The organism is Methanobacterium sp. CWC-01 (genome assembly GCF_030323845.1).
Classification (GTDB): domain Archaea; phylum Methanobacteriota; class Methanobacteria; order Methanobacteriales; family Methanobacteriaceae; genus Methanobacterium; species Methanobacterium aridiramus.
In genome coordinates, this window is the sequence record NZ_CP040735.1 from 186,475 (window position 1) to 200,812 (window position 14,338).

Annotated in this window: 11 protein-coding genes; 9 read left to right on the forward strand and 2 right to left on the reverse strand. The window is 45.9% G+C overall.

Annotation, left to right across the window (positions count from 1 at the left end):
* Nucleotides 1-945 carry a hypothetical protein gene (locus FGU46_RS00925; RefSeq protein WP_286475595.1) on the reverse strand — a complete coding sequence of 315 codons (945 nt, stop codon included), beginning with the start codon at nt 943-945 and terminating at the stop codon, nt 1-3.
* 210 nt (nt 946-1,155) lie between these two features.
* On the opposite strand from FGU46_RS00925, the gene FGU46_RS00930 reads away from it, so the two are divergent.
* The 3 genes from FGU46_RS00930 (at nt 1,156) to FGU46_RS00940 (ending at nt 2,940) form a co-directional block, all read left to right on the forward strand.
* Complete coding sequence (locus tag FGU46_RS00930) at nt 1,156-1,560, forward strand: class III signal peptide-containing protein (RefSeq protein ID WP_286475596.1); 405 nt, start codon at nt 1,156-1,158, stop codon at nt 1,558-1,560.
* Between the two features lie 10 nt (nt 1,561-1,570).
* A complete protein-coding gene (locus FGU46_RS00935) occupies nt 1,571-1,795 on the forward strand; it encodes a hypothetical protein (protein ID WP_286475598.1) in 225 nt (74 codons plus the stop codon).
* A gap of 116 nt (nt 1,796-1,911) precedes the next feature.
* Nucleotides 1,912-2,940: a M42 family metallopeptidase gene (locus FGU46_RS00940; protein ID WP_286475600.1), complete on the forward strand. Its 1,029-nt coding sequence runs from the start codon at nt 1,912-1,914 to the stop codon at nt 2,938-2,940.
* A 90-nt stretch (nt 2,941-3,030) separates the two neighbouring features.
* On the opposite strand, the gene uvrC is transcribed toward FGU46_RS00940, so the two are convergent.
* Complete coding sequence (gene uvrC / locus FGU46_RS00945) at nt 3,031-4,839, reverse strand: excinuclease ABC subunit UvrC (protein WP_286475601.1); 1,809 nt, start codon at nt 4,837-4,839, stop codon at nt 3,031-3,033.
* A gap of 164 nt (nt 4,840-5,003) precedes the next feature.
* On the opposite strand from uvrC, the gene uvrB reads away from it, so the two are divergent.
* The 6 genes from uvrB to FGU46_RS00975 all read left to right on the forward strand — a co-directional run bounded on the left by uvrB (nt 5,004) and on the right by FGU46_RS00975 (nt 14,269).
* On the forward strand, nt 5,004-6,959 hold the full coding sequence (gene uvrB, locus FGU46_RS00950; protein WP_286475603.1) for an excinuclease ABC subunit UvrB: 1,956 nt from the start codon (nt 5,004-5,006) through the stop codon (nt 6,957-6,959).
* Nucleotides 6,959-9,856 (forward strand): excinuclease ABC subunit UvrA, encoded by a 2,898-nt coding sequence (gene uvrA / locus FGU46_RS00955; RefSeq protein ID WP_286475605.1) that lies wholly within the window; start codon nt 6,959-6,961, stop codon nt 9,854-9,856. Before uvrB ends, uvrA begins: the two co-directional genes overlap by 1 nt.
* A gap of 384 nt (nt 9,857-10,240) precedes the next feature.
* Nucleotides 10,241-11,113 (forward strand): sensor histidine kinase, encoded by an 873-nt coding sequence (locus tag FGU46_RS00960; protein ID WP_286475607.1) that lies wholly within the window; start codon nt 10,241-10,243, stop codon nt 11,111-11,113.
* A 68-nt stretch (nt 11,114-11,181) separates the two neighbouring features.
* On the forward strand, nt 11,182-11,619 hold the full coding sequence (locus tag FGU46_RS00965; protein ID WP_286475609.1) for a response regulator: 438 nt from the start codon (nt 11,182-11,184) through the stop codon (nt 11,617-11,619).
* Nucleotides 11,620-11,627: 8 nt separating this feature from the next.
* Complete coding sequence (locus tag FGU46_RS00970) at nt 11,628-13,406, forward strand: response regulator (protein ID WP_286475614.1); 1,779 nt, start codon at nt 11,628-11,630, stop codon at nt 13,404-13,406.
* A complete protein-coding gene (locus tag FGU46_RS00975; RefSeq protein WP_286475616.1) occupies nt 13,403-14,269 on the forward strand; it encodes a methanogen output domain 1-containing protein in 867 nt (288 codons plus the stop codon). The genes FGU46_RS00970 and FGU46_RS00975 overlap by 4 nt, the downstream gene beginning before the upstream one ends.
* Nucleotides 14,270-14,338: the final 69 nt, after the last annotated feature.

The window sequence follows — 14,338 nt, forward strand, 5'->3', positions numbered from 1 at the left end:
TCACCTTAACCATACGAAAAATTCCACTCTGCAAGGCTGTCTATTGCCTCCTTCTGGATTAACTGCAGACTCTGGAGTTCCTTTAGGCACTTGTATAATGTATACATTCATTTTATCAGTGGGACTACCCTCTATCATCAATACCACCGAGTTGGGTAGCAAATTTGACTCATTTTTCAAAATCGTGTTTCCCTTATCGTCTACAATAGGGATCTGTTTGACCACCAGAACCGTCCCACTGCGGAAATCAGTGGGGTAAACTACATCATAACCATTGATCGTCACCCATCCGGATGTCACCGTGGTGGGACCCACACTTTCCAGGTAGATCCAATAATCAAAGGCTTCATTATAAGCTACATTAGTCATAAAAACATTTGGAGGGCTACTTACCGGATTAGACTTACCAGTGGCCCTTATATTAATTCCCTCAGACACAATTTCAAATTCAGAGTAAAGAACAGTTCGTTCTATGCGCACCACGTCTTCGGCAGTGATACTATCAGCAGAAGTAATAGTAGGGGTGCTACTTATGTTTTTAACATTAGTGCCTGTCTCCAAGTAAGACATGGAAAAGAAATAACCGTATTCGCTTCCTAGCAAGTTCTGTATATACGGTGATTTCACCGCACCTACCTTGTAGGGCGACAGCACATTTTGTATGGGCATCTGTTTGGTTAGATCATATCTTGCCAAACCTGCTACCGGTGGAGTAGTATTGGACTGTTCCCAGTTGTAGGGATCACCAGAAGTTTCCAGTAGGGTGTCCAGGGTATCAGCAGCTACTCTCTCGGTAGACCCTCTGAAGACTGTGTCCTCCATCTGATAGTACATGTTATCCATATCAGCCGCGACTACTCCTAATAAAATAGTAAGTGGTATTAAAGCTAGTAAAAGGTCAAGTGATAAAGCATAACCACGTGAATCCCGATCGAGTAGGCCCAATATTACAATCTCCTTACGTTATGATTTACTATAGTATATCTTATATACATAAAGGAGGATATATATGTTTGCTTGTAGAAGGACATATATGTCTCTGAAGACAATAATCTTATTACCCAATATCTAAAATTTATTACTAAGGGTGGTGTGAACTCACCATAATTTTAATAGAAAGAGGAATCATAATTAAAATAAAAAAAATTGATCCACATGAATGATAGAGGACAGATTTCAGCGGAATACATTCTGATGCTGGGTTTTTTAATCGTAGTGATACTACTGGTAGCAAGCTACGCTGGTGAACAAAATGAACAGAACAGCGTGGCTAGCTCGGTGCGGCAGGGTGCAACCAGTGCGGTAACGGAACTGTCCATCCTGAATCGTACCATACAGCCGGTAAGGGTCAACGGGGTCAACATGACCAGCGGTAACGATATCATCATCACCATAAATCTCTCTGATCCATCATTAAATCTCGAACAGAAAGCCACCATACTCCAGGGTTCCAAATCTTCACTGGAAGATCAGGGATTTTCTGTGGCTGGAAACGGTGTACCTATCCAAAATTTAACCTTCAACACCTCACGTCATAGTTACCTGGTAATAGTGACATAGGAGATTACATATGAACGAAGAAGAAAATGTGCAACAGGCTGAATTTACCCGTAAACCCAAAAAAAAGAGTAAAATAAATAAATATGGCTTGCTTTTCAGTCTGATCTTCATTATAGTGGGACTGGTCTGGTATGGGGTTAACCTGGGAATAATTCCCTATGAACTTCTTCTGGAACAGGCTGGACCAATTATTCTCATTATCATTGGTCTTTTAATTCTGGTCAAATCCTTCTGAGTATAATTGAACCATATTCCTTTTTTATAATTCTTTTTTAATTTTTAATACCCCCTATAATTAGTATTAATAGTACTGGAGTACATATCCAATTTGACAAAGGGAGATGTTTTATCATGAGAGATTTACTGGGAAAGTTATCCAACGCCTCTGGCGTCTCAGGATTCGAGGAAGAAGTCCGCAATCTAATGATCAGGGAACTGGAAGGCCATGTTGATGATTTACAGGTGGACAACATGGGTAACCTCATAGCCATAAAAGAGGGAGAACCGGATGGGAAAAAGGTTATGCTGGCGGCTCATATGGATGAAATTGGACTTATGGTCCGCTACATTGATAAGGAAGGGTTTATAAAGTTCTCCAAGATTGGAGGGATTAATGACCAGATGCTGTTAAACCAGGAAGTGTGTATTCACACCGCCCAGGGGGAGGTTATGGGAGTTATTGGCTCTAAACCTCCCCACCGAATGAAGGCCGCCGAGAAGAAGAAGGTGCTGGAATACGAGCACATGTTCATCGATATCGGTGCTGCCAACCGGGAAGAAGCAGAGGAAAAGGTGAATGTAGGAGATCCAATCACCATAAGCCAGGAATTCAGTGCACTGGGAACTGAACTGGTAAAGGGCAAAGCCCTGGATAACCGGGTGGGCTGTGCCGTTCTCATTGAGGTTATGAAACGTGTCCGGAGCGATGCCACCATCTACGCTGTGGGTACTGTGCAGGAGGAAGTGGGACTTAAGGGAGCCCGAACATCAGCCTACCGGATAAACCCTGACCTGGCTCTGGCTCTGGATGTGACCATCGCTGGAGACCATCCTGGCATTAAAGAGGAAGAAGCACCGGCCAAAACTGGTAAAGGGCCCTGTATAATACTAACGGATGCCAGTGGAAGGGGTTTGATAACTCATCCCCAGGTTAAGGAGCTCCTGATTGAAGTAGCCAAGGAGGAGAATATTCCCTACCAATTAGAGGTCAGTGAAGGAGGAACCACCGATGCCAGCGCCATCCACCTAACCCGGGAGGGAATACCCACTGGAGTAATATCACCTGCTTCCCGTTATATTCACACTCCTGTCAGTGTGGTTAACGTTAAGGACGTGGAGATGGTGGTGGAGTTGATCCTGGCTGTGCTGAGAAGAGTTTAAAATAAGTTTTAAGGAATTATCAAAGCAATTATCAATCTAAATTCCTTTTTTTTTATTTCTTTATTTAAGGTTCCTGTTTCCTTGGCAGTTCTATTTAAGGTTCTGATTATTCTTTTGAAGAAACTGGTTTATCACCTGGGCGAGACTGGTGCTGATACCCTTGACCTGGGCAATCTCATCCACTCTGGCCTTTTTAACCTGTTCTAAACTACCGAAATGTTTTAATAGATTCCGCTTTCTTTTAGGACCCACTCCTGGTATTTCATCCAAAAGAGAGTGTTCGATCTCCCCGGATCGCAGTTTTCTATGGTAACTTATGGCAAATCGATGGGCTTCATCCCGGATCCTCTGCAGCAGGTGCATGGCCGGCGAAGCAGGGGGTAGTATGATGGGTGAGGAGACTTCTGGAACGAATACGTGTTCATATTCCTTGGCCAATCCGATGACACCAGTTTGTATACCATATGAACGCAAAACCTCCAGGGCCACGTTCATCTGCCCCCGACCACCATCCACCAGGATCAGATCCGGGACTTCCTCCCCTACTGATTCATCATCCCGGGCTAGTTTGTGGTAGCGTCGTTCGAGAAGTTCCCGCATCATCCCATAATCATCCGGGCCGGGAGTCCTGATTTTAAAACGCCGGTACGCACTTTTTTTTGGTTTACCATCCTCAAATACCACCATGGACCCCACGGCCATCTGCCCCGAAAGGTTGGATATGTCAAAGGCCTCAATGTGTCGGGGAAGATGGGGTATGTGCAGGTAACCCTTAAGATCCAGGAGTGCGCTTTTGAATTCTTTCTGATGATCCTTGATTATTCTGGCATTTTTAGCCACCATACTCACCATGCTACGCTCCAGGGCGGTTTCGGGTATTTTAAGATTCACAGAAGCATTCTTCTTGTCCTCCAACCATTCCAGAATGAGTTTCTCATCTTTCACTAGCTGGGGGACTAGTATTTCCCCCGGTACCTGTCGTGGCCCGGAATAGTACTGTTTGAGGAAGGCAGAGTAAACACTCTCCGGGATGCTATCCTCCTCCCCAGTCACGCCTGGGGACAATCCCTCCATGATAAAGTCTTCCTTGGACATTATTTTACCGGCCCGGAGGGAGAAAATCACCACCACCGCCAGTTCCGAATCGGCAGATGCAGCAATAACATCCTGATCCAGGTTTCGGTTAAGTTCCATCTTCTGTCTTTCCAAGATATCATCCAGGGAATTTAACTGATCCCTTAAGGCCGCGGCTTTCTCGTATTCCTTCTTCGAAGCTGATGTCAACATTTCCTCCTTCATCATGGTCTTTATATCATCATAGCGGCCTTCCAGGAATAGTTTAACCTGATCTATCTGTTTTTGGTAGTCCTCTTTACTTATCTGGCCACTGCAGGGGGCGGGGCACAGTTTGATCTGGTAGTTGAGACAGGGCCCATCCATCCTTTTACAGTCCCGGAGGGGAAACACTGGTTTCAGGAATTTGATGATTTTACGTACGGCCTTCACATCGGTGTAGGGGCCATAGTAATCGGCTCCATCATCCTCATAGCGACGGGTTACCAGAAGTCGGGGAAAGTCTTCCCGGGTGATCTTCAAATAGGGATAGCGTTTATCGTCCTTAAGGCGGATGTTGTAACGGGGAAGATGCTTCTTTATAAGGTTGGACTCCAAAATCAGGGCTTCCTTTTCACTGTCCGTGACCAGGTATTCCAGATGGTGGAACTGCCGCATCAGGGCCCGGGTTTTTGGGTCCTCAATTTCTCCCCGGAAGTAGGATTTAACCCTCTTTTTAAGGGACTTGGCCTTACCCACATAGAGGATGGTGTCCTGTGAATCGTACATTAAGTAAACACCGGGTCTATCCGGCAGGTTTTCATCGAGGGATGTAGAAGAGGTCATATGTCGCTTTAGTTTAAGATTATTTTTTTTTAAATGTTGCAATCTGATAGGTAGGTAGTGATCTTTATATATTAGAATAGGGTAAGATAGTGTATTACTATTTTTATAACGTTTAAAATAAGATTTTATTTTTAACTTAAATTTCCAACGGTGAGGATTGGAATATGGATAAATTTGAACTTTTATCAGATTACAAACCCTTAGGGGATCAACCCCAGGCTATAAGTTCCCTAACAGATGGTATAAAAAAAGGATACCGTGACCAGACCCTGCTGGGTGTTACTGGTTCAGGTAAGACCTTCACCATGGCCAACGTCATCCAGGAGGTTCAGAAGCCTACCCTGGTCATATCCCATAACAAGACCCTGGCCGCCCAGCTGTACGAGGAGTTCCGGGAGTTTTTTCCCAACAACGCCGTGGAATACTTCGTTAGTTACTACGACTACTACCAGCCCGAGGCCTACGTGCCTCGCACCGACACCTACATCGACAAGGAGTCTTCCATCAACGAAGAAATCGACATGCTACGTCACTCCACCACCCAGTCACTTCTATCCCGGGATGATGTAATAGTGGTAGCCAGCGTGTCCTGCATCTATGGTATTGGCGCCCCGGAAGACTATGGGGACATGATACTGCGCCTGGAAATGGGAGATACCATGGACCGGCAGGAGATCCTGTCCAAGCTGGTGGAGATGCAGTACGAGCGCAATGACGTGGATTTTTCCCGGGGGAAGTTCCGGGTAAGGGGTGATACCATTGAAGTGTTCCCGGCCCAAGGTAAAACCCCCATCCGTATCGAACTATTCGGGGATGAAGTGGACGGATTATCATTTATCGATCATTTACGGGGCAGAGGTACTCGGAACCTGGAGAAGGTGACTATCTTCCCGGCTAAACACTTTGTAACCAGCCAGGATAAGCTGGAAAGTGCCATCCGGAAGATTAAGGTTGAACTGGAGGAGCGCCTGGAGGAGTTGAAACTTCAGAACAAGTTGGTGGAGGCTCAACGTCTGGAACAGCGCACCCGGTTCGACTTGGAGATGTTGCAGGAGATGGGATACTGTAACGGTATTGAAAACTACAGTATGCACATGTCCGGCCGGAAATGGGGAGAGACACCCTACTCACTCTTACGATACTTCCCGGATGATTACCTGACCATCATCGATGAATCCCATGTGACTGTCCCCCAGATACGGGGCATGTACGCCGGGGACCGGGCCCGGAAGGAGGTGCTGGTTAACTATGGATTCCGATTGCCCTCGGCTCTGGAGAACCGGCCTCTGAACTTTGAAGAATTTATGAAGCTGCAGAACCAGGTGGTCTACGTATCCGCCACTCCTGCGTTCTTTGAACTGGATCGTAGTCAGCAGGTGGTGGAGCAGATCATACGTCCCACGGGCCTGGTGGATCCGGAGGTCCTGGTGTTCCCGGTGCAGGGACAGGTGGATCACCTTTTGGGTGAGATAAAAAAACGTGCCGAACGTGGAGAGAGGGTTCTGGTAACCACTCTGACCAAGAGGATGGCTGAGGACCTCACCGATTATTACGCCCGCATGGGAGTGAAGGTGCGCTATCTGCACTCGGAGATCACCACCCTGGAGCGGGTGGATATCATCGATGACCTGCGACGTGGTGAATTCGACTGTCTGGTGGGAGTAAACCTCCTCCGGGAGGGCCTGGACCTTCCCGAAGTCTCATTGGTGGGTATTCTGGATGCGGATAAGGAGGGATTTCTTCGCTCCGAACCGTCCCTTATACAGACCATGGGCCGGGCGGCCCGTAACGTTAATGGCCAGGTCTTGGTCTACGCCGATAAGGTGACTGACTCGGTGCAGAGGGCAGTGGATATCACCAACCAGCGGCGGAAGATGCAGATGGAATATAACCAGAAGCACGGTATTGTTCCAAAAAGTACGGTACGATCCTTAAAGGAGAAGACCCAGAAGAAGGATGTTATTCTCCGGGATGATGTGAAGAAGATGCCCCGGGATGAACTGAGACTCCTGATTAAGGATTTGGAAGATGATATGAAACATGCCGCTGCTGATCTGGACTTTGAAAGAGCAGCCAAACTTCGTGATAAAATATTGGCATTGGAAGGAGCTTTAGACTGATGAAAAAAAAGGATAACATAGTTATTAAGGGTGCCCGGGAGCACAACCTCCAGAATATCGATGTGGATATACCCCGGGAACAGCTGGTGGTGATCACCGGTATCAGCGGTTCCGGAAAGTCCTCCCTGGCCTTTGACACCATCTACGCTGAGGGCCAGCGCCGTTATGTGGAATCACTCTCGGCCTACGCCCGGCAATTTCTGGGTCAGATGAAAAAGCCAGAGGTGGACTACATCGAAGGCCTGTCCCCGGCCATCTCCATTGACCAGAAAACTACTAAGATGAATCCCCGCTCCACAGTGGGAACAGTTACCGAGATTTACGATTACCTCCGACTTTTATATGCCCGTATCGGCGTTCCTCACTGTTACCAGTGCGGCAAAACCATCTCCCAGCAGACTGCCGGGCAAATAGTGGATCAGATCCTGCAGGCACCGGAGGGTACCAAAATACAGGTACTGGCACCGGTGGTTAAGGACCGGAAGGGTGAACACCATAAGATACTGGATGACCTCCGCAAAAGGGGATTTGTGAGGGTAAGGGTGGATGGTGAGCTGGTCAGTTTGGAAGATGATATTACCCTGAAGAAGAACTTCAAACACTCCATCGAAGTGGTGGTGGACCGGCTGGTTATCCGTTACGACCAGGATTTCCACACCCGCCTGGCCGACTCGGTGGAAACTGCCCTAGAATTGGGGGAGGGCCTGTTGATGATCTCTCACCCCGATGGTGATGATAAACTGTACAGTGAACACTTTGCCTGCGCCGACTGTGGTATTAACTTTGAAGAGATCAGTCCCCGAATGTTTTCCTTCAACAACCCTCACGGTGCCTGTCCTGAGTGCAACGGGCTGGGGAGCAAATTGGAAATCGATGCCGATCTAGTGGTGCCAGAGCCGGCCTTATCATTGAATGAAGGGGCCATACTCCCCTGGAGCAAGTCCAAACACCGGGACAACTACTACGGCCAGATGCTGCGGGCAGTGGCTGAGCACTACGGCTTCAGCATGGACACCCCCTTCCAGGACCTGCCGAAGGAATACCAGAACATCATCCTGTACGGTTCCAAAGATCGAGTCGAGTTCATCTTCCATCGTAAAAACCGCACCCACCGGGTTATGCGCCGTTTTGAGGGTGTGGTGCGTCGGATGGAAAGGATATACATGGAGACCAAGTCCAACTACATGCGCAGCTACATGGGCCACTTCATGAGTGACAGGAAGTGTCCCGCCTGTTCCGGCACCCGTCTGCGCCCGGAGAGCCGTTCGGTGACGGTGGGTGACAAGCCCATCACCGAAGTGGTGGAGATGCCCATCAAGGAGACCAAATCATTCTTCCAGGGCCTGGAACTTAAGGAGCGTGAAAAGTTCATAGGTCAGGAGATTCTCAAGGAAATAAACGAACGCCTCCGTTTCCTGGTGGATGTGGGGCTGGATTATATTACCCTGGATCGTTCCTCCGGGACCCTTTCTGGTGGAGAGGCCCAGCGGATAAGACTGGCCACCCAGATCGGGTCGGGACTGGTGGGGGTGCTGTACATCCTGGACGAGCCCAGTATTGGCCTGCACCAGAGAGATAATGCCCGTCTCATCGAAACTCTGAAGAAGCTGCGGGATATTGGCAACACCCTTATTGTGGTGGAGCACGATGAGGAGACCATGCTATCCGCCGACCATGTGGTGGACATTGGACCCGGCGCCGGGGAACATGGTGGACATGTGGTAGCGGTGGGAACTCCCCAAGAGATTATGGACCATCCCCACTCATTGACTGGTAAATATCTATCCGGTACAGAAACGATTCCCACCCCCTCCCAGAGACTATCATCCAATGGGAATAGTATCACTGTTAAGGGGGCCCGGGAGCACAATCTCCAGAACATTGATGTGGAGTTTCCCCTGGGAGTGTTCACCTGCATCACCGGAGTCTCCGGGTCGGGTAAGAGCACCCTGGTAAATGAGGTGTTTTACAAGGGCCTCTACGCCCAGTTAAACCATAAATATACCAACCCAGGTAAGCATGATGAGATCATTGGCGCCGATAATGTGGATAAAGTCATCATCATCGACCAGTCCCCCATTGGCAGAACCCCCCGGTCCAACTCGGCCACCTACACCGGAGTGTTCACCTACATCCGGGAATTATTCGCACAAACCCCAGAATCAAAAAAGAGAGGCTATAAACCGGGCAGATTTAGTTTTAATGTTAAAGGTGGCCGTTGCGAGGCCTGCACTGGAGACGGAATCATCAAAATCGAGATGCACTTTTTAGCTGATGTCTACGTGCCCTGTGAGGTGTGTAAGGGAAAAAGATACAACCGGGAAACTCTGGATATCCGTTACAAGGCCCGGAATATTGCCGAGGTACTGGATATGACGGTGGAGGAGGCCCTGGACTTCTTCAAAAACATTCCCCGTATAAGTAAGAAACTTAAAACCCTGGAAGACGTGGGTCTTGGCTACATTAAGCTGGGACAACCGGCAACCACCCTATCGGGAGGGGAAGCTCAACGTGTAAAGCTGGCCAAGGAACTGAGCCGCCAGAGCACAGGGAGAACTCTGTACATCCTGGATGAGCCCACCACCGGACTGCACTTCGCAGATATAAAGAAGCTGCTGCAGGTCCTGGTAAGACTCAGGGATGCGGGTAACACTGTCATGGTCATAGAACACAACCTGGATGTTATAAAAACTGCAGACCATATCATAGACTTGGGACCGGAAGGTGGGGATGATGGTGGCCGGGTGGTGGCCCAGGGCACCCCCGAAGAGATTGTAGAAAGTAAGACCTACACTGGACAGTTCCTGGAAAGTGTGCTAAGAGAGCCTCGAGAATTATCTTCCGGTACTGTGAGCTCAGGATCTGAAGCCGAAAAAGAGGGCAGTCTTAATAAATGAAAAAAAAGAAATCTTAAAAACTCATTCTTTTTTCCCAACCTTTTTTTTATCCATCAAGCAGCCCAATTACAGGGACAAATAAACCGGCCAGTTAAGGGATAGATCCATCATTTATTTATAATAGAATCTACTTTTAAATTTTAAAACTTTTTATATTTCTTATTCACATTTTTAAATCCATTCCCTAAATTATACTATTAAATCGGACCGTATGCTCTTTTTTATGATTTTATTTTATGAACATTCCCATCATCCCCACCCAATAGAAAAAGCCTATTACTATGAAAGGTTTATTAAATTGTAATGCTGTAATAAATTATAATGATGATAGTAAATCATAACTTCATCCATGAATGAGGGGGACGTTGAGTAGTGTTTAGTATCATGAACGTGCCGATGATGGTTTTACAAATCCCTATAATTAACGAGTTTGGAGGGCCTTCATATGAAGACCTTTTTCGACTTCTTATTCTGATTATTCTGGTGATTGTGGTTGCTCTTTTAGCGGAGCGGATAGAGAAGGTACGGCAACTTAATCAACTCAACCGGGACTTGGAAAACAGTGCCATTCAACTACATGAAGCAAACGAGGAATTGGAAGCCTTTGCCTATTCAGTTTCCCACGACTTAAGAGTTCCTCTCAGGGCTATTGATGGATTTTCCAGGATACTCATGGAAGATTATGGGGATTCACTTGATGAGGAAGGTAACCGACTCATAAGTATTGTCCGGGATAACACCGAAAAGATGGGTGACCTTATTGATGATATCCTGCTTTTATCCCGGGTGGGACGTCAAAAGATGAAGGGCTTTGAAATAGACATGGAGTATCTGGTTAGAAATGTATGGGAGGATCTAAGACCCGACTGGGAGGGTAGAGAGATAGAATTAATTGTGGATGATTTACCCAACGCCCAGGGTGATCGGATCCTGATGGCCCAGGTCTTCCAGAACCTGTTAAGTAATTCCATAAAATTCACCCGTAACAAAAACCCGGCGGTCATTGAAGTTGGGGCTCAGAACTATAATGATGAAATTATTTATTATGTTAAGGATAATGGTGCTGGTTTCGATATGAAGTACATTGACAAACTGTTCGGATTGTTCCAGAGACTGCACACTGCCGAGGAATTTGAAGGTACCGGTGTGGGACTTTCCATTGTCCAGCGTATCATTAAAAGACACGGGGGCCAAGTATGGGGTGAAGGTGAGCCATTTAAGGGGGCTACTATTTATTTCACCCTTCCTAAAGTATGAAATGTATCGACTTTCCCAAAAAAGAAAATGTATTGACTTTCCCAAATTAAATCTAGGGGTAGTGTAGTATGGATTATGATGAAGTTGAAATTTTATTAGTGGAAGATAACCCTACCGATGCGGAACTTACCACCCGAGCATTGAAACGCAAAAATCTGGTGAATAAGCTGCTTTGGGTTAAAAACGGAGCTGAAGCACTTGATTTCTTATTTGCCACTGGAGATTATGCCGGAAGAAACCCCGATGATGTTCCTAAACTTATCCTGCTGGATCTGAGGATGCCCAAGGTGGACGGAATGCAAGTTCTTCACCGGATAAAAGAGCATGAAATCACCAAAAAGATACCGGTAGTAATTCTAACCTCCTCACGGGAGGATCGGGATATAGTGGAAAGCTACGAACTGGGAGTAAACAGTTACGTTAGTAAACCCGTGGAGTTTGAAGAATTCATTGATGCGGTTTCCACACTAGGATTATACTGGATGCTGATTAACAAACACCCCTAGAGGATGATATGGAAAGAGAAATAAGGTTTTTAATACTGGAAGACGTTCCACTGGATGCTGAACTGGCTGAAAGGGAATTGAAGAGGGAAGGCTTTAATATATCCACTTTACGCGTGGATAATGAGGAGGATTATCTCAGGGAACTTCAGGATTTCCAGCCCGACGTGGTACTGGCCGATCATTCCCTGCCCCGATTTGATGGGGTAACTGCCCTAAGGTTAACTCGGAAGAATGGAAATCACATCCCCTATATTTTCGTAAGTGGAAAAATCGGGGAAGACTTCGCAGTGGAGATGCTAAAAGAAGGTGCCACTGACTATGTTCTTAAAAGTAATTTGTCCAAACTACCCCATGCTGTTCGCAGGGCTTTAAAAGAGTTTAAAGAGCAAATGGAACGGAAATCAGCCCAAGAAAATCTCCTGGAAAGTGAGAAAAAGTACAGAACTCTCTTTGAAAAGACTAAAAATCCCATACTGGTGCTTGATGAAGCAGGTAATTTCATTCAGTGTAATGATGCCGCACTGTACTTTATGGAAATGGATCTTGAATCTCTTCTACATAGAAATATCCAAGATTTTGTCTTAGATGACCAGAGACAAATATTTGGAGACGATTCAGCAGTATTAGAGAATATTGTGGAAGTTTCGTTCAAGATTAACCATCACACTAAAATTCTGGAACTATCCATCACCCCAGTGAATCTCAAAGACGGTAGAATCATCTTCGTATCCGGCCGGGATCTTACTGAACAGAAAAGGTTTGAAAATGCATTAAGGGAACGGGAAGAGAAATACCGGCTGCTGGTTGAGAACCAGACCGACTTAATAATTAAGTTCGGCCTGGATGATCGTTTACTATTTGTCAGCCCATCCTACTGTGAAGTTTTTGGTAAAAAAGAGGAAGAAATTCTGGGAGAGAACTTCACTCCCCTGGTTCATGAAGAGGATCGGGAAGAAACAGCCCGGACCATGGAAAAACTACACCGACCTCCCCACACCATCTACCTGGAACAGCGTCTAATGACTAAAAATGGATGGCGCTGGTTATCATGGGCGCATCAAGGCATATTAGACGATAAAGGTGATGTGATTGCCTTTGTTGGTGTTGGTAGGGATATTACCAAACGTAAACTGGCTGAAAATCGTATTATTGAATCCCTAAGAGAAAAGGAACTTTTACTCCGTGAAGTTCACCACCGGGTCAAGAACAACCTGCAGATCATAAGCACCCTCCTAAGCCTGCAGTCAGCTCAGATCAAGGAAGAATCTGTGATAAACCTTTACCGTGAAAGTCAAAACCGTATACGATCCATTGCTCTTATTCACGAAAACCTTTACCAATCCGAAGACCTGGCCAGCATAAATTTCTCAGTATACGTTAAAAATCTAATCACCGACCTTATCGACTCTTACGGTGGAGATTCCGACATGATTAAAACGTTCATCAGCATTGATAATGTTACCATGGGAATTGAGACCGCTATTCCCTGTGGCCTCATCATCAACGAACTGGTCTCCAACTCACTGGAACACGGATTTTCTATGGATAAATATGGAGAAATAAATCTTAATCTGCATGAAACTGGGAACCGGAGATTCACACTCACAATTAGGGATAATGGAGATCCATTCCCCCCTGATTTTGATTTTAGAAATACAGAGAGTCTGGGATTACAACTAATTAACAGTCTGGTTAACCAGTTAGATGCTCAGATAGAATTAGATCGAGATAATAAAGAGTATAAAATTGTTTTTAATGAACTTAAATACAAGGAGAGGATCCGATGAGTAAAACCCGGATATTAGTGGTGGAAGACGAGGCCATAGTGGGTATGGGCATCAAGCAAAAGCTGGAAGACCTGGGCCATGAGGTCCTGGACATCGTGTTTACTGGCGAAGATGCTGTGAAAAGAGCCCTGGAAACCAAGCCAGATATAATATTGATGGATATTGTTTTAAAAGGAAATATGGATGGTATTGAAGCAGCCAGTAAGATAAGGGACCATTTAGATGTACCGATTATTTACTTAACCGCCTATTCGGATGAGGATGTCCTAAATCGGGCCAGAATAACCGAACCCTATGGTTACATCCTAAAGCCATTTAAGAAAAGCGAAGTCAATGCCAATATTGAAATGGCCCTCTACAAACATGCGGCGGAGAAAAAGAAAAGTGAAGTTATAAAAAATCAAGTAATGGCTGACTTTTATGATTTCATCCTAAGCGCCATGCCCACCTGCGCCGATAAATCCGACTCCGAAATGCGTTCCCTGTTACTGAGAGTATTTGCAAAACGTCTGGAAGATGAAATGAGGCCTAGTTTCGAGAAAGAAATGTTAGATGTCATTCCCGAGGATGAATCAATACAGATGGATGAGAAGTTCAACTTTTATCTTAACTGGCTATCCAGTTTTTTCGAAGGATTTGGTATACTCACCATAACCGAAACTGAAGGCCCGGAATACATATTCAAATTTAGAAACTGTCCCTGGATAGAGGAAGCATCCACCCAGCCAGTCTTCTGTCTTAACTGCCAGGCCATGGTCAATCAGAGCCTGCAATGGACTGAAATGGATTGTTCTGTGAATCGTGATGAAACAATAGCCGATGGTGGGGATAAGTGCATTTTCCGGTTCAAGATACCTCCTTAAAATAGTTTAAAAACCATATATCCAGAATTCCAATATGTCAAAATCAAAGGCCCATTATAATAAATATAA

Excerpts from the sequence above, each read along its gene's own strand:
- FGU46_RS00930 (WP_286475596.1), top strand. The coding sequence starts at position 1,156 with ATGAATGATAGAGGACAGATTTCAGCGGAATACATTCTGATGCTGGGT.
- FGU46_RS00935 (WP_286475598.1), top strand. The coding sequence starts at position 1,571 with ATGAACGAAGAAGAAAATGTGCAACAGGCTGAATTTACCCGTAAACCC.
- FGU46_RS00940 (WP_286475600.1), top strand. The coding sequence starts at position 1,912 with ATGAGAGATTTACTGGGAAAGTTATCCAACGCCTCTGGCGTCTCAGGA.
- uvrC (WP_286475601.1), bottom strand. The coding sequence starts at position 4,839 with ATGACCTCTTCTACATCCCTCGATGAAAACCTGCCGGATAGACCCGGT.
- uvrB (WP_286475603.1), top strand. The coding sequence starts at position 5,004 with ATGGATAAATTTGAACTTTTATCAGATTACAAACCCTTAGGGGATCAA.
- uvrA (WP_286475605.1), top strand. The coding sequence starts at position 6,959 with ATGAAAAAAAAGGATAACATAGTTATTAAGGGTGCCCGGGAGCACAAC.
- FGU46_RS00960 (WP_286475607.1), top strand. The coding sequence starts at position 10,241 with ATGAACGTGCCGATGATGGTTTTACAAATCCCTATAATTAACGAGTTT.
- FGU46_RS00965 (WP_286475609.1), top strand. The coding sequence starts at position 11,182 with ATGGATTATGATGAAGTTGAAATTTTATTAGTGGAAGATAACCCTACC.
- FGU46_RS00970 (WP_286475614.1), top strand. The coding sequence starts at position 11,628 with ATGGAAAGAGAAATAAGGTTTTTAATACTGGAAGACGTTCCACTGGAT.
- FGU46_RS00975 (WP_286475616.1), top strand. The coding sequence starts at position 13,403 with ATGAGTAAAACCCGGATATTAGTGGTGGAAGACGAGGCCATAGTGGGT.